Source organism: Serratia sp. DFXYC6, assembly GCF_057196085.1.
In genome coordinates this window covers 110,255-130,384 of record NZ_JBXUNV010000002.1, presented here as the reverse complement: position 1 = coordinate 130,384, position 20,130 = coordinate 110,255, and the positions used below count along the sequence as shown (strand labels likewise).

The following is a 20,130-nucleotide window of genomic DNA, read 5'->3' as shown; positions in this document are numbered from 1 at the left end:
GATGCTCCTCCCGTTACAGCGCCTGAATGCGCGCCCAGACTCGTTCGTCGACCGGAATGCCGTCGCGCAGGTTTTCTGCCAGAATGCGCGGGAACTTGTGGCCCGGCAGGCGAATGGCGACGTCGGGGTTGTCCCGTTCGGCGCTGGTGACGTAATCCATGATGCGCTGCAGTTTTTGATCGCGGCTGTCGCCGTCGATCAACCGGTCGATCTCAATCGCGATGAACACCTGCGAGACGCCGTACTCGTCGCGGTGATCCTCCGTCACTTCCGCCACCGAGGCGCCGCCGGACAGCAGGGTGGCGATCATGTCCAGCACGATCGACAGCGCCGATCCCTTCCAATACCCCATCGGCAGAATGCGCCGATTCTCTTCGATGATGGCCGGATCGCGGGTCAGGCGGCCGTCGTTGTCGAAGCCGCCGTCCACCGGCAGGGTTTTGCCCGCCAGCCGGTTCAGCTCCAGCGCGCCGTAGGAAAACATCGACATCGACATGTCCACCATGGTGATCGGGTTGCCGGGCACGGCGACGATCAAAGGGTTGGTGCCGATACGGCACGTTTTGGCGCCCCACGGCGGCATCACGGCGATCGAGTTGGTCCAGCAAATGCCGATATAGCCTTTCTCCGCCGCCTGCCAGCCGTAACCGCCGCCGCGCATCCAGTGGTTGGCGTTGCGCAGCGCCACCAGGCCGATGCCATGATCGTCGGCCAACTGCATGGCGCGATCCATCATGCGGCGGGCGGTAAGGTTGCCGATGCCCTGGTGCGCATCCCATTGCTCGATCGCCCCCAGAGACAACAGTTTGCTGGGTTCGGCGTCCGGCACGATATCGCCGGCGTCCAACTGCTGAATAAAGCGCGGAAAGCGGTTAACGCCGTGGGAGTAAACGCCGCTGGCGGTGGTGTCGGCGAACATGCCGGCGCAGTCGTCGGCGAGATGTTCCGCCACGCCGCGCGCCAGCAGCACGCGTTTGAATTGCTGTTTTAACTCGCTGTAACTCACTCTCATGCCGGTTCTCCGCCTGTGCGAATCGTCTGTTTTTGGTTCGCCAAATTTCAATATGCGAAATTGCATTTCAAATAAATGCTATCCCGGCGGTTCAGGGAAGTCAAAGCAAGGGGGAGTAAAATTATTCATGAAAAACATGACGTTAAAATTGAGTGGTGATTTTGTGATCGCCGCCACATTTTGGTGGAGATGGCGTGCTTCAGACGTGGCAAAGCAGGGCGGATCGAAACCCACCCTGCGTCTTGCAAGACCCCGGCTAACCGCGGGTGTTCAGCACCATGCGGTAGAGCGAGGTGGTGGCGGTGATATAGAGCTCATCACCGTTCGGGCCGCCGAAGGTACAATTGGAGACGCGTTCCGGCACGCTGATTTTGTCGATCTGTCGCCCCTCTGGATCAAAGACCAGCACGCCGTCGGCGCAGCTACAAAACAGATTGCCGGCCCGATCGACGCAGAACCCGTCCGGGAAACCGGGCTCCACCGTCGCGAAATGGCGGCCGGCTTCCAGCTCGCGGCCGTTGACCGCATAGACGCGCAGCTCGCGGCGGCCCAGCGTCGGGAAATCCACGATCGACATGTCCGCCACATACAGCCACTTTTCATCCGGTGAAAACGCCAGGCCGTTCGGGCGCTGCAGGTCGCAGGCGGCAATAGTTAGCGAACCGTCGCGCGGATCGAAGCTGTAGAGGTAACAGCCGATCACCTGGCTTTCCGATTTGTAACCCTCCTCGTCGCCGATGATGCCGTAGGGCGGATCGGTGAACCACAGGGTGCCGTCGGAACGCACCGCCACGTCGTTCGGCGAGTTAAAGCGCTTACCGTCGACGCGGTCGATCAACAGGCGCACTTCGCCATCGCTTTCGGTGCGGCTGATGCCGCGCCGCCCGTGTTCGCAGCTGACCACGCGCCCCTCGCCGTCGCGCGCATTGCCGTTGGCGTAGTGCGACGGCGAGCGGTATAGGCTCAGCTCACCCCGGCGCGACCAGCGGAACATGCGATTGCCTTTCACGTCGCTGAACACCACCGCATCCTCCTGCGGCAGCCAGACCGGCCCTTCGGCCCAAATCGCCGGTGAGCACAAGCGCTCGAGCTGAGCGTGCGTGCGCAATGAATGCCGAATGCCGCCGTTCACTTCACGCCCCAGATCGCTTTGTAATGGCCCTGATAATCATTTTGCGGGTCATACAGGTTATTGGCGCCGCCGTCGGCGGCGATATTGTCGCGTGTCACCAGGTGCGCCGGCGTAACGTAGCCGGAAGGCGGCTGCTTGGCGAAGGCGCGGTTGAATTCGTCCAGCAGTTGCCAACCGTGCAGCTTCAAGGGCTCCGGCACCGTCGCCGACTGGCTGTCGCCTGACCGGATACGTTGGTAAGCGGAGATCGAACCGTCGCCGGCCGACACGTTGTAAGGCGCGTTCTTGCCGCCTTTGCCGGCGGTCTTCAGCGCCGGGGCCATAAAGTCGAAGTACAGATCGTTGATCGCCAGCGCATATTGGAATTTGTCGCCGTACTTCTGCAGCAGGCTGAAGGTCATCGCCGGCATGCGGTTGGCGGTATCGGCCAGCGGCGTGTCGATGAATTCCAGCAGCGTGCAGCCGCTGCATTTGGCGATCTCTTCTTTCATGACGTTGGCCTTGTCCAACGCGATTTGGTACAGCGAGTCGGTGAAGATCAAGACGCTCGCCTTGCCGCCGGACTGCACCACCGCGTATTGCGCGGCGATGCGCGCCACTTCGTTGGAATCCGACGTGACGTTATAGAACACGTTGTATTTGGCGATGGGGCCCGGTTCCGGCACCGCGTGCCAGGCGGTCAGCACGATGCCCTGCTGTACGGCCTTTTTCAGCGGGATCTTGGCGACGTTAGGGTTCCAGCCGCCGATCACAATGCCGTCCGGTTTCTGGGCGATGGCCTGATTGAGCGATGCCAGCTGATCTTTCACCGAGCCGCCGCCGTCGAGCGTTTCCAGCCTCCAGCCGGCGGCTTTCGCCGCTTCGCTCAACCCCTGTTGCACCCCTTGCACGCCGCCGTTCTTCATGTCGGAGGCGATAAAAATGATCTTCTTGTTGGCCTGCAGCTGCGGGCCGCTGGTGGGGCCGTCCCACTGGGTGGCGCTGGCGGTGGCCTTCGCGACGGCGGCGGTGGCCTGATCGAGATAGGCGTCGGCCCAGGCCGGCGATGCGGCGAGCAGCAAGGTCGTGAACCCCGGTAACAGCCAAATGCGTTTCATGGTGTGCTCCTGGTTTAAGGGTGGGTCGCTGTCTGATTGTTGTTGTTGTCAGCCGGCGTCGCCTGGCTGCGTTGTACCGCTTTCTGATTGAGCAGCCGACGGCGTTGGGCATAGCCGGCCAGGGTGATCGACAGCAACAGCGTCGCGCCGTTGAACAGCGGCTCGACCCAGAATTCGCCGCCGAACTGCTGAATGCCGGCGATGCCGATTGCCAGAATGGCGATGCCGACCACGGTGCCCCAGACGTTGACGCGCCCTGGGCGAATGGTGGTGCTGCCGAGGAAGGCGCCGACCAGCGCCGGCAGCAGATAGTCCATGCCGACGCTGGCCTGGCCGACGCCCTGTTCGGCGGCGATCAATACGCCGCTGAAACCGGTGAGCACGCTGGAGGCGATGAAGGCGCCGATGGTAAAGCGATTGACCGAGATGCCGTTCAGACGCGCCGCCGCCGGGTTGCCGCCCACCGCATACATGCAGCGGCCGAGCGGGGTATGTTCGGTGATGAGCCAGAGCACCACCGCGACGATCAGCACGTAAAACGCCACGATCGGAATGCCGGCGATCTCGGTGTGGTGCAGCGCGATAAAGGCATCCGGCAAGTCGCCGACGATCTGCCGCCCGCCGGAGTGCCACAGGGCAATGGCGTACAGTACGGTGCCGGAGCCGAGGGTGGCGACGAAGCTGTCGATATCGGCCAGCGCCACCAGAATGCCGTTCAGCAACCCGTACAGCGCCGAAATCGCCAGCACCGTCAGCACCGCCATCTGCCAGGAGAAGCCGTATTCCACCTGCAGCGTGATCGCCAGGATGTGCCACAGCACAATGCCGAAGCCGACGTTAAGATCGATCTTGCCCACGATCATCGGGATGGTCGCCGCCAGCGCCAACAGGGCGATTTTGGCCTTGCTCGACAGGATCGCCTGCAGCGTCAGCATCGATGCGAAGGAGGGGGTGAGCAGTGAGAACAGCACGACCAGCGCGATGCACAGCAGCAGCAGGCCATAGCGGGTGAGAACCTGCATCAGCCACGGGCCGGCGCCGTCCTGCGCCAGGCTGACGCGCTGCTCCAGCGCGGTTGATTTAACGGATGTTTTAGACATGGCCTACCTCGGATTCTGACGTGATTGCGACGCTTTCCCCGGTGCTGGCGGAGGCCAGCTCCAATAAATTGGCGAATGACACCTGTTGATTTTTCAATTCGCCGACCACTTTCCCGCGGTTGAATACCAGCGCGCGGTTGCAAATATGGGCGATCTCCTCGAAATCGTTGGAGATCACCAGCACCGCCACGCCTTCCGCCAGGGATTTATTCAACAGGTGGTAGATTTCCGCTCGTGCGCCGACGTCCACGCCGGCGGTGGGATCTTCCAGGATCAGCAGCGGCGCCCCCAGGTGCATCCAGCGCGCCATCACCACCTTTTGCTGGTTGCCGCCGGACAGCGCGCTGATATCGATATTGACGTCCTTGGGGCGTACGTCGAACAGCTGCACCTTCCACCAACTGGCGCCGATCTCCGCTCGCCGCCCGTAGCGGGAGAGCAGCCGGTGGCCGCTGGCGCAGGGGTTGATAAACAGGTTTTCACGCACGCTCATCGACATCACCAGGCTTTCACCGGTGCGATCGCCCGCCACCAGTGAAACGCCGCAGGCCATCGCCTGCTGCGGGGAGCTCGCCAGATAGGGCCGATCGCGAAACTGAATCGCGCCGCCGTCGGCCTGACGCAACCCGAACAGCAGCCGGCCAATCTCTTCTTGCCCGGCCCCGCGCAGGCCGGCCAACGCCAGCATCTCGCCCGGCTGCAACTCGAAGCTCACCGGGCCGATGTCGCCCACCGTGACGCTATCGAGCTGCAGCACCGGCGGACGATGCTCCGGCAGCGGTTCGCGCTGATCGTCCGCCATCGCTTCGCCGACGATGGTTTGCACCAGATCGCGCAGCGAGTAGTCGGCGGTGCGGCCGCCGGCGACATAGCGCCCGTCGCGCATCACGCAGACCTGATCGGCGATTTCGATCACTTCGTCCAGACGGTGGGTGACATAAATCATGCCGACCTTTTTGGCGCGCAGCCGGTTGATCACGGCGAACAGATGACGCACGTCGTTGGCGGGCAGGGAGGCGGTCGGTTCATCCAGCACCAGCAGCTCGGCGTTGACCGCCACCGCGCGGGCGATCGCCAGCAGCGATTTTTCGGTGCGAGACAGTTCGAAGACGCGCGCATCGGGATCGAGCGCGATGCCGACGTCTTGCAGCGCCTGCGCCGCCCGGCGGCGAATGGCGCGCCAGTCGATCAACCCAAAGCGGCGGGGAAACCCCATCACCAGCGCCATGTTTTCCGCCACCGTCATCCATTCGATCAGGCCGAGATCCTGATGAATAAAGGCGATCGGCTGGCGGCTGGCGCTTTTTATCGCGGCGGCGGAGGCGATGCTTGCGCCCTGAAAGCGAATATCGCCGCCGTCACGCGGGTAGACGCCCGCCAGCACTTTGATCAGAGTCGATTTGCCGGCGCCGTTTTCGCCCAGCAGCGCCAGAACCTCGCCCGGCATCACCTGCAGGCTGACGTCGTTGACCGCCACGTTGCCGCCAAATCGTTTGACGATGTGGCTGAGGGTAAGGATGGGTTGTGCCGCATTATCGATAGTCATGTGATGCGCCCCTGGTGTTGCGCCCGTGCGAAGATGCCGGGCAAATCAGCTAAACCGCTGGTGGTTATCTGGCCTTTAAATTTCAACATGCGAAATTCAATTTCAAAAATAATATGACGTTCGTTGCGCTAAATCAAAGGCGATGAGGTTTTAATTACTGTTATTAAACAATGGGTTATTTTTTACTTTGCGGAAGTGTGACCGATGGCTCACTTCAATGCGGGGGAAATATTGCGGATTTTTGGCCCGCTGCGGACAATGAAACGGCGTTCCGTCTTCACCTGATGCGGGCCTTGGGGTAACATGCCCGGCAAAGAGCCTGCTGACTTCGCCGCAGCGCCGGTTGGCGGTTCGACACTGGAGAGATTTTCGCTATGAGCCTGAAAGCCGTCGACGAGAAAGATGACAAGAAAGACAAACCGCTGGGCAGCCAAAGCCTGTTCCGCGGTTTGCAGTTGATTGAGATCCTGAGCAATTTTCCCAACGGGTGCCCACTGGCGCATCTGTCTGAGCTGGCCGGCATGAACAAGAGCACGGTGCATCGTCTGCTGCAGGGGTTGCACACCAGCGGCTATGTGACCCAGGCGCCGTCGCCGGGCAGTTACCGCCTGACCACCAAGTTCATTTCCATCGGCCAGAAGGCGCTGTCGTCACTCAACATCATCCACGTGGCTGCGCCGCATTTGGAGCAGCTGAACCTGGAAGTGGGGGAGACGGTCAACTTCTCCAGCCGCGAAGACGACCACGTCATCCTGATCTACAAGCTGGAGCCGACCACCGGCATGATGCGCACTCGCGCCTATATCGGCCAGCATATGCCGCTGTACTGTTCGGCGATGGGTAAAATCTTCATGGCCTACGGCAACGACGATTATCCGGCTCACTACTGGCAGACTCACCAGCAGGAGATTCAGACGCTGACGCGCAATACCATTACCGAGCTGCCGAAGATGTATGAGGAACTGGCCGATATTCGCCAGCGCGGCTTGGCGATGGATCGCGAGGAAAACGAGCTGGGGGTCTCCTGCGTGGCGGCACCGGTGTTCGATATTCAACAGCGCGTGCCTTATGCGGTGTCAGTTTCTCTGCCGACCGCCAAGCTGCAGCAGATCGGCGTCAAAAGCCTGATCAAACCGGTGCTGGCCACCGCGCAACGCATCTCGCAGGAGCTGGGGTTCGTCACGCCGATTTGAGTATTAGTGCTTCTGATACTGGATTAGAAACATCAATTTCACCTAATGATCGCTTCCTCGTATGATGCGCGTGTTAACCGATACGCGCCCACGTCCGGCGCCTTTTATCATTCGAGGAATTTCCCATGTTAGCCGTCTTCCTGCAGGGTTTTGCCCTGAGCGCCGCCATGATCCTGCCGCTGGGCCCGCAGAACGTATTCGTGATGAATCAGGGCATACGCCGTCAGTACCATTTGATGATCGCCTCATTGTGCGCACTGAGCGATATCGTGCTGATCTGCGCCGGTATTTTCGGCGGCAGCGCGTTGCTGACCCGCTCGCCGCTGCTGTTGGCGCTAGTCACCTGGGGCGGTGTGGCGTTTCTGCTTTGGTACGGCTGGGGCGCGTTCCGTTCCGCCTTCAGCCCGCAACCGGCGCAGGCCGCGGCGCAGGAGCTGGCGCAGAGCCGCTGGCGCATCGTGGTCACCATGCTGGCGGTCACCTGGCTGAATCCGCACGTCTATCTGGACACTTTCGTGGTGCTCGGCAGCCTGGGCGGACAGCTGACGGCGGACGTGCGTTCCTGGTTCGCGCTTGGCGCGGTCAGCGCGTCGGCGGTGTGGTTCTTCGGCCTGGCGCTGCTGGCCTCCTGGCTGGCGCCGTGGCTGAATACGCAGCGGGCGCAGCGCATCATCAATGCGCTGGTCGGGTTGGTGATGTGGGGCATCGCGCTGCAGCTGGCCTGGCAGGGGGCAAATTTATAAGAATTTGTCACTAATCCGAATTCAAAACGCCGTGCGATATGCTACGTTTGATGCCAGGAATCCGGCGGTTCTCGCAGGGAAAAGCCGGCGATCAGAGACAGCCTGTCATTAAGGAGACACTGTGAAGCTAAAAGCATTGGCTATGGCCGCAATGGTCGGATTAGGGACGTTACCGATGGCGCTGCAGGCGGCTGAATTGCCTGAAGGGCCGCACGTCGTCACCTCCGGCACCGCCAGCGTGGACGCCACGCCGGATATCGCCACCCTGGCGATCGAGGTAAGCGTTTCCTCCAAAGACGCCGCCCAGGCGAAGAAGCAGGTAGACGAGCGCGTGGCGCAGTACTTTGATTTCCTGCAGAAAAACAACATCGAGAAGAAAGACATCAGCGCCGCCAACCTGCGCACCCAGCCGGAATACGACTACCTGAAAACCGGCGAGTCGGTGCTGAAGGGCTACCGGGCGGTGCGCCAGGTGCAGGTCACCCTGCGCCAGTTGGACAAACTGAACGAGCTGCTGGACGGCGCGCTGAAATCCGGCCTGAACGAGATCCGCGCGGTGGAGTTGGGCGTCGCCAAGCCGGACGTGTATCGCGAGCAGGCGCGGCAAAAAGCGATCGAGAACGCGACTCAGCAGGCCGAATCCCTGGCCAAAGGCTTCCACGCCAAGCTGGGGCCGGTGTACAGCATTCGCTACCGGGTCGCCAACTACCAGCCGATGCCGGTGGCGCGGATGTATAAGGCGGCCGGCGCGGCGGCGGAAAACGACGCGGCGCAAACCTATGAACAGCAAAGCATTCACTTCGACGATCAGGTGGATGTGGTGTTTGAGCTGCAGCGTAACGCCGCGCAGTAAGGGTGTGGTATTGAAGAAAAGGTTCGCCGCGGCGAACCTTTTTTCGTTTTAATCCTGGCGCAATACCTGATGCCCGTGCTCCAGCAACGCGTCGGTCACTTTACGCATCATGCGGCTCTCCGGCGCGAAGCGGTGCCAGTACAGCATGCGGCGCTGGTACAGCCCCGGCGTCAGATCGATCAGTTCACCGGATGCCAGCTCCTTTTCGATCTGCAGATGCGGGATCATACAGCAGGTGGTGCCCTGACGCGCCAGCTGCACGAAGGCTTCCGATGAGTTCACGATGTGGCAGGGCACGCTGCCCGGCGACAGATCGAAGTTCTGCTGCAGGAATGCCTGGTGCATGTCGTCGAGATGGTCGAAGGCCACCGCCGGCGCTTTCAGCAGTGCGGAACGGGTGACGCCGTTCGGGAAATAGCGCTCGGCGAAGCCGCTGGAGGCCACAAACAGGTAGTCCAGCGCCCCCAGCCGATCCACCAGGCAGCTCGGCAGCGGCTGCGGCTGAATACTCACCGCGCCCACCACTTCACCGCGGCGCAGCCGCTCCTGGGTGCGGGTTTCATCTTCCACCTGCAGATTCAGGCGAATCGGGGAGTCCGCCAGCACCGGCTTCAGCGCCGGCAGCAGCCAGGTCGCCAGACTGTCGGCGTTGACCGCCAACGACAGCAGCAGCGGCGTATCGACGCCGGTGTCGTTGCCCAGCCACTCTTCTTCCAGCAGCTCCACCTGATGCAGCAGCGCCAGCAGCTTTTGCCCCTGTTCGGTCGGGCGCGGCGGCACGGTACGAACCAGCAGCGGTTGGCCGAACAGGTTTTCCAGCTGTTTGATGCGTTGGGATACCGCCGATTGCGTGATACAGAGTTTTTGCGCGGCGCGCTCGAAGCCGCGCTCACGGATCACCGCGTCCAGCGCTTGCAGCGTACGATAGTCTGGGCGTTTCATCGGAAAGATATCCCTTAAATTAGAATGATACCGGCACTATGCCACATTTTACGCATGGCGCAGGTGGAAAAATTACGCTCCCAGCTCGCCGCCAGGCGGGTAAAAATGCGGGCTGCGGTAAATAAGTGTGATCCTGCCGGCGTGAAAAACAGCGTTTTACCCTATAATACGCACACGTTTTCGTACAGAGGCAAGGGACATATTATGACGCAGGATGAACTGAAAAAAGCGGTGGGCTGGGCGGCGCTGGAATACGTGACGCCGGGCACCATCGTCGGGGTCGGCACCGGCTCTACCGCCGCCCACTTTATTGACGCGCTGGGTTCCATCAAGCACCAGATCGAAGGCGCGGTGTCCAGCTCCGATGCCTCCACCGCCAAGCTGAAAAGCCTCGGCATCCACGTGTTCGACAGCAACGAAGTGGACTCGCTCGATATTTACGTGGACGGCGCGGACGAAATCAACGGCCATATGCAGATGATCAAGGGCGGCGGCGCGGCGCTGACGCGCGAGAAGATCATTGCCGCCATTGCCAAGAAGTTTATCTGCATTGTCGACGCCAGCAAGCAGGTGGACGTGCTGGGCAAGTTCCCGCTGCCGGTGGAAGTGATCCCGATGGCTCGCTCTTACGTGGCGCGTGAGCTGGTGAAACTCGGCGGCCTGCCGGAGTATCGCCAGAACGTGGTGACCGACAACGGCAACGTGATCCTCGATGTGCATAACCTGAGCATTACCGACGCCGTGGCGCTGGAGAACAAGATCAACGGCATCGCCGGCGTGGTGACCGTGGGGCTGTTCGCCAACCGTGGCGCGGACGTGGCGCTGGTCGGCACCCCGGAAGGCGTGAAAGTGGTCAAATAAGCTTCTGCCGTCTGTGGCCCGGCGGTGCCGGGCCGCATAATTCTTCGGTTAAAATATCTTTTCTGAAAAACGGCAAATTTGGTGACTTATGTCACATTGTGAAAACTGACTCCCCAAAGCTTCTGCCGAAAACTTTCCCTATGGCATTTTCTGCCGTAAACCGCCATCAACGCTGCGCCTTGTCCTGCCGGGCAGGCAATCGTTTGTATTGCCGCCCGCGTTATTTTTGTTATGTTGGATGGGAGCTGTGTCGTCACAGCCGCTTCTGAAGTCTGAACATAGGGTCGGGTAAATGGCAAAAGTATCATTGGAGAAAGACAGGATTAAATTCCTGTTGGTGGAAGGGGTTCATCAGAGCACGGTCGATAATTTGCGTGCCGCCGGTTATACCAACATCGAATACCACAAGGGTGCGTTAGACACCGAATCTTTGAAGGCATCCATCCGCGATGCACACTTCGTCGGCATCCGATCGCGTACGCATCTGACTGAAGAGGTGTTCGCCGCCGCAGAAAAACTGGTGGCGGTGGGCTGCTTCTGCATCGGCACCAACCAGGTTGATCTGAAAGCGGCGACCAAACGCGGTATTCCGGTCTTCAACGCCCCCTTCTCCAATACCCGATCCGTGGCCGAAATGGTGCTGGGCGAGCTGCTGTTGATGCTGCGCGGCATTCCGGCCGCCAACGCCAAGGCGCACCGCGGCGTGTGGCACAAACTGGCCGTGGGCTCCTATGAGGCGCGCGGCAAAAAGCTGGGCATCATCGGCTACGGCCATATCGGCACCCAACTGGGCATTCTGGCCGAAGGGCTGGGCATGAAGGTGTTCTTCTACGACATCGAGAACAAGCTGCCGCTGGGCAATGCGCAGCAGGTGCGCCATCTGTCCGATCTGCTCAATATGAGCGACGTGGTGACGCTGCACGTGCCGGAAACGCCATCGACCAAAAATATGATGGGGGCGGAAGAACTGGCGCTGATGAAACCGGGCGCCATTCTGATCAACGCCTCGCGCGGCACCGTGGTGGATATTCCCGCGCTGTGCGACGCGCTGGCCAGCAATCACCTGGCGGGCGCGGCGATCGACGTCTTCCCGGAAGAGCCGGCGACCAACAGCGATCCGTTCAACTCGCCGCTGTGTGAGTTCGACAACGTGCTGCTGACGCCGCACATCGGCGGTTCCACTCAGGAAGCGCAGGAGAACATCGGCGACGAAGTGGCCGGCAAGCTGGCGAAATACTCCGACAACGGATCGACTCTGTCCGCCGTCAACTTCCCGGAAGTGTCGCTGCCGGCGCATGGCCCGAACGCCAGCCGCCTGCTGCACATCCACGAAAACCGTCCGGGCGTGCTGACGCAGATTAACCAGATCTTTGCCGAAGAGGGGGTTAACATCGCCGCACAGTATCTGCAAACCGGGCCGGAAATCGGCTATGTGGTGATCGACATCGAAGCGGAAACCGCGCGCGCCGACGCCGCGCTGCAGCGCATGAAGGCCATCGACGGCACCATCCGCGCCCGCCTGCTGTTCTGATTCGGCGGCATGCCGCAACGAAAAAGGCCGGAGCGATCCGGCCTTTTGCTATTTTGGCTCGTGCCACGCCCAGCTGCAGAGCGGGGTGAGGATTTCCGGCAGCGGGATATCCCAGTGTTCGGTCGGCAGATGCTCCACTTGCTGGCAATCATGGGCCAGGCCGATGGGATAGGGGCCGCCGCTGCGCCAGTTTTGCAGGGTGCGATCGTAAAAGCCGCCGCCCATGCCCAGACGCTGCCCGGTATGATCGAACGCCACCAGCGGTGTCAGCACCACCTCCAGTTCACCCAGCGGCAACACCTTGCGCACATCGAGGCGCGGTTCGAGAATATTGAAGCGATTGCGCACCAGCGGCGTTTCCGGCGCATAGCGCAGGAACAGCAGGTGGCCCGGGCTGAACGGATGCAGCACCGGCAGGTAAACCCGTTTGCCGAGCGTCCACAGCCGTTCGATAAGCGGCCCGGTATCGAGTTCGCCGTCAAACGACAAAAACACCGCGATGCTGTGCGCCGTCTGAATGCGTTCATGCGTGACGAGGCGTTCGGCTATCTTTTCTGCGGCAAAGCGTTGCTGGCCCGGCGTAAGCTCGCGCCGACGTTGGCGAATGTGTTGACGAATGGTTTGGCGCTGCTGCGCGAATTGGGGTTGAAAAGGCATCGTATCAGGCTTGCTCTGTGTGGTGTTCAGCACACATAAACCGCTGAGAAGGGGAATCTCCGAGATGCCGTCGCAGGCTGTAACCCTTGAACCCATGGTTCAAGGTGAACGTGCCGTCGCAATCTTAAGGCTTCTCGGCGCACCGAGCGTGCTCACCGATCGCGGAGCAACACATTCTGTTTGTACTAAATATCGGCTCAGGGGACTGGCCCGCTGGCGAACATCTCAGAGAAATTTTGTACTCGTTGCCGAAACTTTAATTTCAACAACTTAAGTTATTCGAATTGTGCATCCTGACGTTCAGAGATGCGACCTTGTTCAAGCAGCGCTTGTTCAATGGTCTGCTGCAGCATCCGTATGCGTTGTTCCATATTGGACGCGTAGTCACGGGTTTTCAACCGTTCTTGAGCAAGTTCGTGACAGACGTTCAATGCCGCGATGAAAACCAGTTGCTCAGTATTGGAGACTCTAGTGCGAACTTTAAGATCTTGCAACCGTTGGTTAAGATCGTCCGCCGCCATATTCAACGCATCTTGTTGTTCTGGCGGGCAATTGACTCTTAACGAGCGGCCAAAAATTTGAATATCTACCGGTTGTGCAGACATGCCACCTTCCTGCCTAAATTTCGCGCCAGCCTTGTCCGCCCTGGCCGGGCCGTCAAAGCGGGCGCCACTATATATACCTCGGTACCAAGATACAACCCCTTTTTCAGTACCTGGTTGTAATCTACTGTGGCGCACATTGCCAGTCAAAAAAGGGTTTCAAAATGCGTATTTACCGCACTTTCGTCACCCGCCGGCGCAGTGTGAAACCTGCCACATCGCGATTATAACTAGCCACTGAGGTGTCGCGCTTATCTGGTATAGCGACGGACCTTGGTGGTAGCATAACACGAACTTATCCTGCCAACGATGACGAATGCGCATGTCTATACAGAATACATTTCCAAGTTACCAATCTTTAACCGTGGCCCTCAACCAGCAGTCGGTGGCGTTGACCGCGGCAGAAATGCACGGCCTGATCAGCGGCCTGCTGTGTGGCGGCAGCCGTGACGCCGGCTGGCAGGCGCTGGTGCACGATCTGACCAACGAAGGCGTCGCCTTCCCACAGGCGCTCAGCCAACCGTTGCAGCAGCTGTATGAAGCGACGCGTGACACGCTGGAAGATGACGAATTCCTGTTCCAACTGATGCTGCCTGAAGGGGAGATCGTCAGCGTGTTCGATCGCGCCGACGCGCTGGCCGGTTGGGTCAACCACTTCCTGCTCGGTCTGGGCATGATGCAGCCGAAGCTGGCTCAGGTGAAAGACGAAGTCGGTGAAGCGATCGACGATCTGCGCAACATCGCGCAACTGGGCTACGACGAAGACGAAGATCAGGAAGAATTGGAACAGTCGTTGGAAGAAGTGGCGGAGTATGTGCGGGTCGCCGCCATCATGTGCCACGGCGAATTCACCCGTCACAAACCGACGGCGCCGGAAAATATCAAACCGACGCTGCACTAAACGTTCTATCGCCCCTCCGCCGGCGGTGCGGATGGCATGATTTCAGGAGAAGGTAATGACTCAGCAGGAATTCAACAACCGCCGCCAGGCGCTGTTGGCGAAAATGGCGCCGGCCAGCGCGGCGGTTATTTTCTCTGCGCCGGAAACGACGCGCAGTGCAGATTCAGACTATCCCTACCGGCAGAACAGCGATTTTTGGTACCTGACCGGCTTCAATGAGCCGGAAGCGGTGCTGGTGCTGATTAAAAGCGATGAAACGCACAACCACAGCGTGTTGTTCAACCGGGTGCGCGATTTGACGGCGGAAATCTGGTTTGGCCGCCGCCTGGGGCAAGACGCCGCACCGGCAAAGCTGGGCGTGGATCGCGCGCTGCCGTTCGATGAAATCAATGACCAACTGCACCTGCTGCTCAACGGCCTGGATGCGGTCTACCACGCGCAGGGCGAATACGCCTATGCCGATCAGATCCTGTTCGGCGCGTTGGACAAGCTGCGCAAGGGGTTCCGCCAGAATCTGCAGGCGCCTGCCACCGTGACCGACTGGCGGCCGTGGCTGCACGACATGCGCCTGTTCAAATCGCCGGAAGAGCTGGCGGTGATGCGCCGCGCCGGTGAGATCAGCGCGTTGGCGCATACCCGCGCGATGGAAAAATGCCGCCCGGGCATGTTCGAATATCAGCTGGAAGCGGAAATTCATCATGAGTTCACCCGCCTCGGCGCTCGCTACCCGTCTTACAACACCATTGTCGGCAGCGGCGAAAACGGCTGCATCCTGCACTACACCGAGAACGAGAGCCAGATGCGCGACGGCGATCTGGTGCTGATCGACGCGGGCTGCGAGTTCCAGGGGTATGCCGGCGACATCACCCGCACCTTCCCGGTCAACGGCAAGTTCAGCCGGCCGCAGCGCGCGGTGTACGATATCGTGCTGGCGTCGCTGCAGCGTGCGCTGGAGCTGTTTAAGCCCGGCACCAGCATCCGCGAAGTCAACGACGAAGTGGTGCGCATCATGGTGGTCGGGCTGGTGGAGCTGGGCGTATTGAAAGGTGAAGTCGATCAATTGATCGCCGAGCAGGCTCACCGTCAGTTCTTTATGCACGGGTTGAGCCACTGGTTGGGTCTCGACGTGCACGACGTTGGCCACTACGGCACGCCGAGCCGCGATCGGCTGCTGGAGCCGGGCATGGTGCTGACCGTGGAGCCGGGGCTGTATATCGCGCCGGATGCGGACGTGCCGGAGGAATACCGCGGCATCGGCATCCGCATCGAGGACGACATCGTGATCACCGCCGACGGCAATGAAAACCTGACCGCCACCGTGGTGAAAGACGCCGATGCCATCGAGGCCTTGATGGCGGCGGCAAGGTCGTAGCATGAGCGTTATTATCGTTGGCGGCGGGATGGCGGGCGCGACGTTGGCGCTGGCCATTTCGTCGCTTACTCAGGGAAAAATGGCGGTGGATTTGGTCGAGGCGACCCGGCCGGACGACCGCAGCCATCCTGGCTTTGACGCCCGCGCCATCGCTTTGGCGCAGGGCACCTGCCAACAGCTGGCGCGCATCGGCGTTTGGCCGGCGCTGCGCGACTGCGCCACGCCGATCACTCAGGTGCACGTCAGCGATCGCGGTCACGCCGGTTTCGTTAATCTGCAGGCGCAGGATTATCAGGTCGATGCGCTCGGCCAGGTGATCGAACTGCACGACGCCGGGCAGCGGCTGTTCGCGCTGCTGGCGAAGGCGCCGGGCGTCACGCTGCACTGCCCCGCGCGGGTGGTGGACGTGATTCGCACCGCGGAGCGGGCGGAAGTGCTGCTGGACAACGGCCAGCGTCTGCGCGGGCAGCTGCTGGTGGCGGCCGACGGCTCGCGTTCGGCGCTGGCGCAGGCCTGCAACGTGCAGTGGCGGCAGGAGGACTATCCGCAGTTCGCCACCATCGCCAACGTCACCACGGCGGAAGATCCGCAGGGGCGAGCTTTCGAGCGCTTTACCCGTTATGGGCCGCTGGCGCTGTTGCCGATGTCACAGGGGCGCAGTTCGCTGGTGTGGTGCCATGCGCGCGAAGATCGCGCCCGGGTGGATGCCTGGGACGACGCGCGTTTTATCGCCGAGCTGCAACAGGCCTTCGGCTGGCGGCTGGGGCGCATCCTCAAGGCCGGTAAGCGGCACAGTTATCCACTTGGCCTGCTAACCGCCGATCGTCATGTCAGCCACCGGCTGGCGCTGGTGGGCAACGCGGCGCAGACGCTGCATCCGATCGCCGGGCAGGGGTTCAACCTTGGTCTGCGCGATGTGATGTCGCTGGCGGAAACGCTGGCGGAAGCGATGAACAGCGGCGAAGACGCCGGCGGTTATGCGCTGCTGAGCCGCTATCAGCAGCGGCGGCAAAACGATCAGCAGGCGACGATCGGCGTGACCGACGGATTGATCCGCCTGTTCGCCAACCGTTATGCCCCGCTGGTGGTCGGCCGCAATCTGGGGCTGATGGCGATGGCGCGTTTGCCGGCGGTGCGCGACGCCTTCGCCAAGCGCACATTGGGCTGGGTGGAACGTTAGACACAGAATCGGGCGCCCTGTGGCGCGCCCAAAAACGCGGCGTGGCAAGGCGTCGCGCGTTATTTAAGGAAATCGAGCAGCATGCAATCATTTGACGTGATTATCGCCGGTGGCGGTATGGTGGGGCTGGCGTTGGCCTGCGGCCTGCAGGGCAGCGGGCTGCGCGTGGCGGTGCTGGAGCAGCGCCAGCCGGATATGGCGCCGCCGTCGGAGCAGCCTGCGCTGCGCGTTTCCGCCATCAATGCCGCCAGCGAGCGTTTGCTGCAGCATATCGGCGTGTGGGACGACATCCTCCAGCAGCGCGCCAGCGCCTACAACGCGATGGAAGTGTGGGATCGCGACAGCTTCGGCAAAATCGCCTTCCGCGGCGACGAGTGCGGTTTCAGCCATCTCGGCCACATCATCGAAAATTCGGTGATCCAGCAGGCGCTGTGGAAGCGCGCCGAAAGCCTGTCGGACATCACGCTGATTACCCCGGCCGCGCTCAAGCAGGTGGCGTGGGGCGAGAATGACGCCTTCATCACGCTGGAGGACGGCCGTATGCTGACCGCCCGGTTGGTGATTGGCGCCGACGGCGCCCAGTCATGGCTGCGCCAGCATGCCGATATCCCGCTGACCTTCTGGGACTATCGCCACCACGCGTTGGTGGCCACCATCCGCACCGAAGAGCCGCATCAGGCTACGGCGCGGCAAATTTTCCACGGCGACGGCATTCTGGCGTTCCTGCCGTTCAGCGATCCGCATTTGAGCTCCATCGTCTGGTCGGTCGCGCCGGAAGACGCTGAGCGTCTCAAGCAGCTGGAGCCGGAACAATTCAACCGCGAACTGGCGATGGCCTTCGATATGCGTCTGGGCGCCTGCAGCCTGGAAAGCGAACGGCTGGCGTTCCCGCTGACCGGCCGCTATGCGCGCAGCTTCGCGGCGCACCGCCTGGCGCTGGTGGGCGATGCGGCGCATACCGTGCATCCGCTGGCCGGACAGGGCGTGAACCTGGGCTTTATGGACGCCGCCGAGCTGATTTCCGAACTGCGCCGCCTGCAGCGGCAGGGCAAGGATATTGGCCAGCACCTCTATCTGCGCCGCTATGAGCGCCGCCGCAAACACGGCGCGGCGGTGATGTTGGCCAGCATGCAGGGTTTCCGCGAACTGTTCGACGGCAACCACCCGGCCAAAAAGCTGCTGCGCGACGTGGGGCTGCGGCTGGCGGACAGCCTGCCTGGCGTCAAGCCTAAGCTGGTGCGTCAGGCGATGGGCCTGAACGATCTGCCCGAGTGGCTTGCCTGACACCTGCCTTCTGCGAGCCCGCAGCGGGCTCGCGCTTCTCGCTTTATGCCATCGCGTTTCCTTATATAACCCTTCATTTGAAATAATCTAATTTCAGCCGCTTTTTATCATTACTTTTTCTAATTCCATGTTCGGTTATCAAAAGTCCGGATCCCATGTGCGGCCATAGGTTTGTTATATAAGTTCGGCATTTTGCCGCTTTAATTGTTAATTTTGTGCCTTAAGGCGCATTTTTCCAGTGAAAAACTCTGCACACTAGCCCGGCATTTTACCGCCCCGGAACGGCGATGAGCCTATTTTAACTTATGGTTAATGTGGTCGTTCGGTGATAAGTTCGGGGGAAAGGTATCGTTTGCGTCACGGCGGTTGCACGCAGTTTTCGCCCGTCCCGGCGCAGCATTTGTGTTGAGCAGTCAGTGCGCCATGGCGATCGGGCCGCGAGCCAGGCTCCGCCGCATTGCGTGGCAGCACCCTAACTTCTAGCGACGAGTGGAAAGAGGGAAAAGATGGCAAAGCAAACCCCACTGTACGACCAGCACGTGGCGTGCGGTGCGCGCATGGTAGACTTTCACGGCTGGATGATGCCGCTGCACTACGGCTCGCAGCTCGATGAGCACCACGCGGTACGTCAGGATGCCGGCATGTTCGACGTGTCTCACATGACCATCGTGGATCTGCACGGCGCTCGCACCCGCGAGTTCCTGCGCTACCTGCTGGCGAACGACGTCGCCAAACTGACCCAACCCGGCAAAGCGCTGTACACCGGCATGCTGAATGCTTCCGGCGGCGTGATCGACGACCTGATCGTTTATTTCCTCACTGAAGACTATTTCCGCCTGGTGGTGAACTCCGCCACCCGCGACAAAGACCTGGCCTGGATCGAAGAACACGCCGCGCCGTATGGCGTCGCGCTGACGGTGCGCGACGATCTGGCGCTGATCGCGGTGCAGGGCCCGCAGGCCAAAGAGCGCGCCGGCACCCTGTTCACCCCGGAACAAAAAAGCGCGGTCGAAGGCATGAAGCCATTCTTCGGCGTGCAGGCCGGCGAGCTGTTCATCGCCACCACCGGTTACACCGGCGAGGCCGGCTATGAGATCGCGCTGCCGAAAGAGCAGGCGGCGGATTTCTGGCAAAAATTGCTGGCCGCGGGCGTCAAGCCGGCCGGTCTGGGCGCGCGCGACACCCTGCGCCTGGAAGCGGGCATGAACCTCTACGGGCAAGAGATGGATGAAGGCGTTTCGCCGCTGGCCGCCAATATGGGCTGGACCATCGCCTGGCAGCCGGAAGATCGCCGTTTCATCGGCCGCGAAGCGCTGGAACAACAGCGCGAGCAGGGCACCGAGCAACTGGTCGGCTTGATCATGACGGAAAAAGGCGTATTACGTAATGAGCTGCCGGTGCGTTTCACCGACGCGGCGGGGCAAACCCACGAAGGCGTGATCACCAGCGGTTCGTTCTCCCCGACGCTGGGCTTCAGCATCGCGCTGGCGCGCGTGCCGGCGGGTATCGGCGAGCAGGCCATCGTGCAGATCCGCAACCGCGAGATGCCGGTCAAAGTGACCAAGCCCGGTTTCGTTCGCGCCGGCAAGCCGCTGACAAATTGATTTTTTATTGATTGATTCTTTTATTTCTTCGAAGGAGTAACCGGCGATGAGCAATGTGCCAACAGAATTGAAATACGCATCCTCTCATGAGTGGGTTCGCGCAGAAGGTAACGGCGTTTACACCGTAGGCATCACCGAACATGCGCAGGAACTGCTGGGCGATATGGTGTTTGTCGATCTGCCGGAAGTGGGCCGCACAGTCGCCGCCGGTGAAGACTGCGCCGTGGCGGAATCCGTCAAGGCGGCGTCGGACATCTACGCGCCAATCAGCGGTGAAATCGTGGCGGTGAACGCCGAGCTGGAAAGCTCCCCGGAGCTGGTGAACAGCGAACCTTACGGTGACGGCTTCCTGTTCCAGATTAAAGCCTCCGACGAAGGCGAGCTGGCGAACCTGCTGGACGCCGCGGCTTATCAGGCCTCGATCGACGAGTAATCGTGCCCACGCCCCAGGCCTTTCGGCCGGGGCGTTTTAGTTACCGTTCAAGCTATATCCCGTATCACGCAAGCATTCAGGAATTTG

The 20,130-nt window shown here is 61.0% G+C and carries 19 protein-coding genes and 1 other RNA gene; 11 read left to right on the top strand and 9 right to left on the bottom strand.

The annotated features are described in order from the left end of the window. Positions 1-13 precede the first annotated feature (13 nt). The 5 genes from yiaK to AC2CGQ_RS13980 form a co-directional block, all read right to left on the bottom strand. Complete coding sequence (yiaK, locus tag AC2CGQ_RS14000) at positions 14-1,012, bottom strand: 3-dehydro-L-gulonate 2-dehydrogenase (protein ID WP_085337109.1); 999 nt, start codon at positions 1,010-1,012, stop codon at positions 14-16. Positions 1,013-1,268: 256 nt separating this feature from the next. After that, positions 1,269-2,144, bottom strand: a complete 876-nt coding sequence (locus tag AC2CGQ_RS13995) for an SMP-30/gluconolactonase/LRE family protein (RefSeq protein WP_414946560.1) — start codon at positions 2,142-2,144, stop codon at positions 1,269-1,271. Beyond that, positions 2,141-3,241 (bottom strand): ABC transporter substrate-binding protein, encoded by a 1,101-nt coding sequence (locus tag AC2CGQ_RS13990; protein ID WP_033632144.1) that lies wholly within the window; start codon positions 3,239-3,241, stop codon positions 2,141-2,143. Before AC2CGQ_RS13990 ends, AC2CGQ_RS13995 begins: the two co-directional genes overlap by 4 nt. 14 nt (positions 3,242-3,255) lie before the next feature. Beyond that, entirely contained in the window at positions 3,256-4,341 is a 1,086-nt protein-coding gene (locus AC2CGQ_RS13985) for an ABC transporter permease (RefSeq protein ID WP_103086245.1), read from the bottom strand. After that, positions 4,334-5,887, bottom strand: a complete 1,554-nt coding sequence (locus tag AC2CGQ_RS13980) for a sugar ABC transporter ATP-binding protein (RefSeq protein WP_166445388.1) — start codon at positions 5,885-5,887, stop codon at positions 4,334-4,336. Before AC2CGQ_RS13980 ends, AC2CGQ_RS13985 begins: the two co-directional genes overlap by 8 nt. A 374-nt stretch (positions 5,888-6,261) precedes the next feature. Here AC2CGQ_RS13980 and AC2CGQ_RS13975 point away from each other — a divergent pair, with 374 nt between their 5' ends. The 3 genes from AC2CGQ_RS13975 (at position 6,262) to AC2CGQ_RS13965 (ending at position 8,676) form a co-directional block, all read left to right on the top strand. Next, positions 6,262-7,080, top strand: a complete 819-nt coding sequence (locus AC2CGQ_RS13975; protein WP_033632146.1) for an IclR family transcriptional regulator — start codon at positions 6,262-6,264, stop codon at positions 7,078-7,080. Positions 7,081-7,205: 125 nt separating this feature from the next. Next, positions 7,206-7,823 (top strand): arginine exporter ArgO, encoded by a 618-nt coding sequence (gene argO / locus AC2CGQ_RS13970; RefSeq protein ID WP_004931603.1) that lies wholly within the window; start codon positions 7,206-7,208, stop codon positions 7,821-7,823. A 121-nt stretch (positions 7,824-7,944) separates the two neighbouring features. Then, complete coding sequence (locus tag AC2CGQ_RS13965; protein WP_031300626.1) at positions 7,945-8,676, top strand: oxidative stress defense protein; 732 nt, start codon at positions 7,945-7,947, stop codon at positions 8,674-8,676. A 48-nt stretch (positions 8,677-8,724) separates the two neighbouring features. Here the strand turns inward: AC2CGQ_RS13965 and AC2CGQ_RS13960 are convergent, their stop codons facing one another. After that, on the bottom strand, positions 8,725-9,618 hold the full coding sequence (locus AC2CGQ_RS13960) for a LysR family transcriptional regulator ArgP (protein WP_004931613.1): 894 nt from the start codon (positions 9,616-9,618) through the stop codon (positions 8,725-8,727). A gap of 204 nt (positions 9,619-9,822) precedes the next feature. On the opposite strand from AC2CGQ_RS13960, the gene rpiA reads away from it, so the two are divergent. Both rpiA and serA read left to right on the top strand, forming a co-directional pair. Beyond that, positions 9,823-10,479 carry a ribose-5-phosphate isomerase RpiA gene (rpiA, locus tag AC2CGQ_RS13955; protein WP_004931614.1) on the top strand — a complete coding sequence of 219 codons (657 nt, stop codon included), beginning with the start codon at positions 9,823-9,825 and terminating at the stop codon, positions 10,477-10,479. A gap of 292 nt (positions 10,480-10,771) precedes the next feature. Continuing rightward, the gene (gene serA, locus AC2CGQ_RS13950) at positions 10,772-12,010 is read left to right on the top strand and encodes a phosphoglycerate dehydrogenase (RefSeq protein WP_004931617.1); all 1,239 of its coding nucleotides are present in this window, start codon (positions 10,772-10,774) and stop codon (positions 12,008-12,010) included. 48 nt (positions 12,011-12,058) lie between these two features. Here the strand turns inward: serA and AC2CGQ_RS13945 are convergent, their stop codons facing one another. The 3 genes from AC2CGQ_RS13945 to zapA all read right to left on the bottom strand — a co-directional run bounded on the left by AC2CGQ_RS13945 (position 12,059) and on the right by zapA (position 13,272). Then, positions 12,059-12,667, bottom strand: coding sequence for a 5-formyltetrahydrofolate cyclo-ligase (locus tag AC2CGQ_RS13945; RefSeq protein WP_015378987.1), 609 nt, complete (start codon positions 12,665-12,667; stop codon positions 12,059-12,061). 52 nt (positions 12,668-12,719) lie between these two features. Further along, positions 12,720-12,902, bottom strand: a non-coding RNA gene (ssrS, locus tag AC2CGQ_RS13940) — 6S RNA. Between the two features lie 40 nt (positions 12,903-12,942). Continuing rightward, positions 12,943-13,272 carry a cell division protein ZapA gene (zapA, locus tag AC2CGQ_RS13935; RefSeq protein ID WP_004931621.1) on the bottom strand — a complete coding sequence of 110 codons (330 nt, stop codon included), beginning with the start codon at positions 13,270-13,272 and terminating at the stop codon, positions 12,943-12,945. 319 nt (positions 13,273-13,591) lie between these two features. Between zapA and AC2CGQ_RS13930 the strand changes: the two genes are divergently transcribed. From AC2CGQ_RS13930 to gcvH, 6 genes are all read left to right on the top strand, one after another. Continuing rightward, on the top strand, positions 13,592-14,170 hold the full coding sequence (locus tag AC2CGQ_RS13930; protein WP_004931622.1) for a YecA/YgfB family protein: 579 nt from the start codon (positions 13,592-13,594) through the stop codon (positions 14,168-14,170). Positions 14,171-14,225: 55 nt separating this feature from the next. Beyond that, a complete protein-coding gene (gene pepP, locus AC2CGQ_RS13925) occupies positions 14,226-15,542 on the top strand; it encodes a Xaa-Pro aminopeptidase (RefSeq protein WP_004931624.1) in 1,317 nt (438 codons plus the stop codon). 1 nt (position 15,543) lies between these two features. Beyond that, the gene (gene ubiH / locus AC2CGQ_RS13920; protein WP_242141794.1) at positions 15,544-16,722 is read left to right on the top strand and encodes a 2-octaprenyl-6-methoxyphenyl hydroxylase; all 1,179 of its coding nucleotides are present in this window, start codon (positions 15,544-15,546) and stop codon (positions 16,720-16,722) included. Positions 16,723-16,803: 81 nt separating this feature from the next. Beyond that, on the top strand, positions 16,804-18,006 hold the full coding sequence (gene ubiI, locus AC2CGQ_RS13915) for an FAD-dependent 2-octaprenylphenol hydroxylase (protein ID WP_004931629.1): 1,203 nt from the start codon (positions 16,804-16,806) through the stop codon (positions 18,004-18,006). Positions 18,007-18,512: 506 nt separating this feature from the next. Continuing rightward, complete coding sequence (gene gcvT, locus AC2CGQ_RS13910) at positions 18,513-19,610, top strand: glycine cleavage system aminomethyltransferase GcvT (protein ID WP_004931631.1); 1,098 nt, start codon at positions 18,513-18,515, stop codon at positions 19,608-19,610. Positions 19,611-19,656: 46 nt separating this feature from the next. Next, positions 19,657-20,043: a glycine cleavage system protein GcvH gene (gene gcvH, locus AC2CGQ_RS13905; RefSeq protein WP_004931633.1), complete on the top strand. Its 387-nt coding sequence runs from the start codon at positions 19,657-19,659 to the stop codon at positions 20,041-20,043. Positions 20,044-20,130 lie beyond the last annotated feature (87 nt).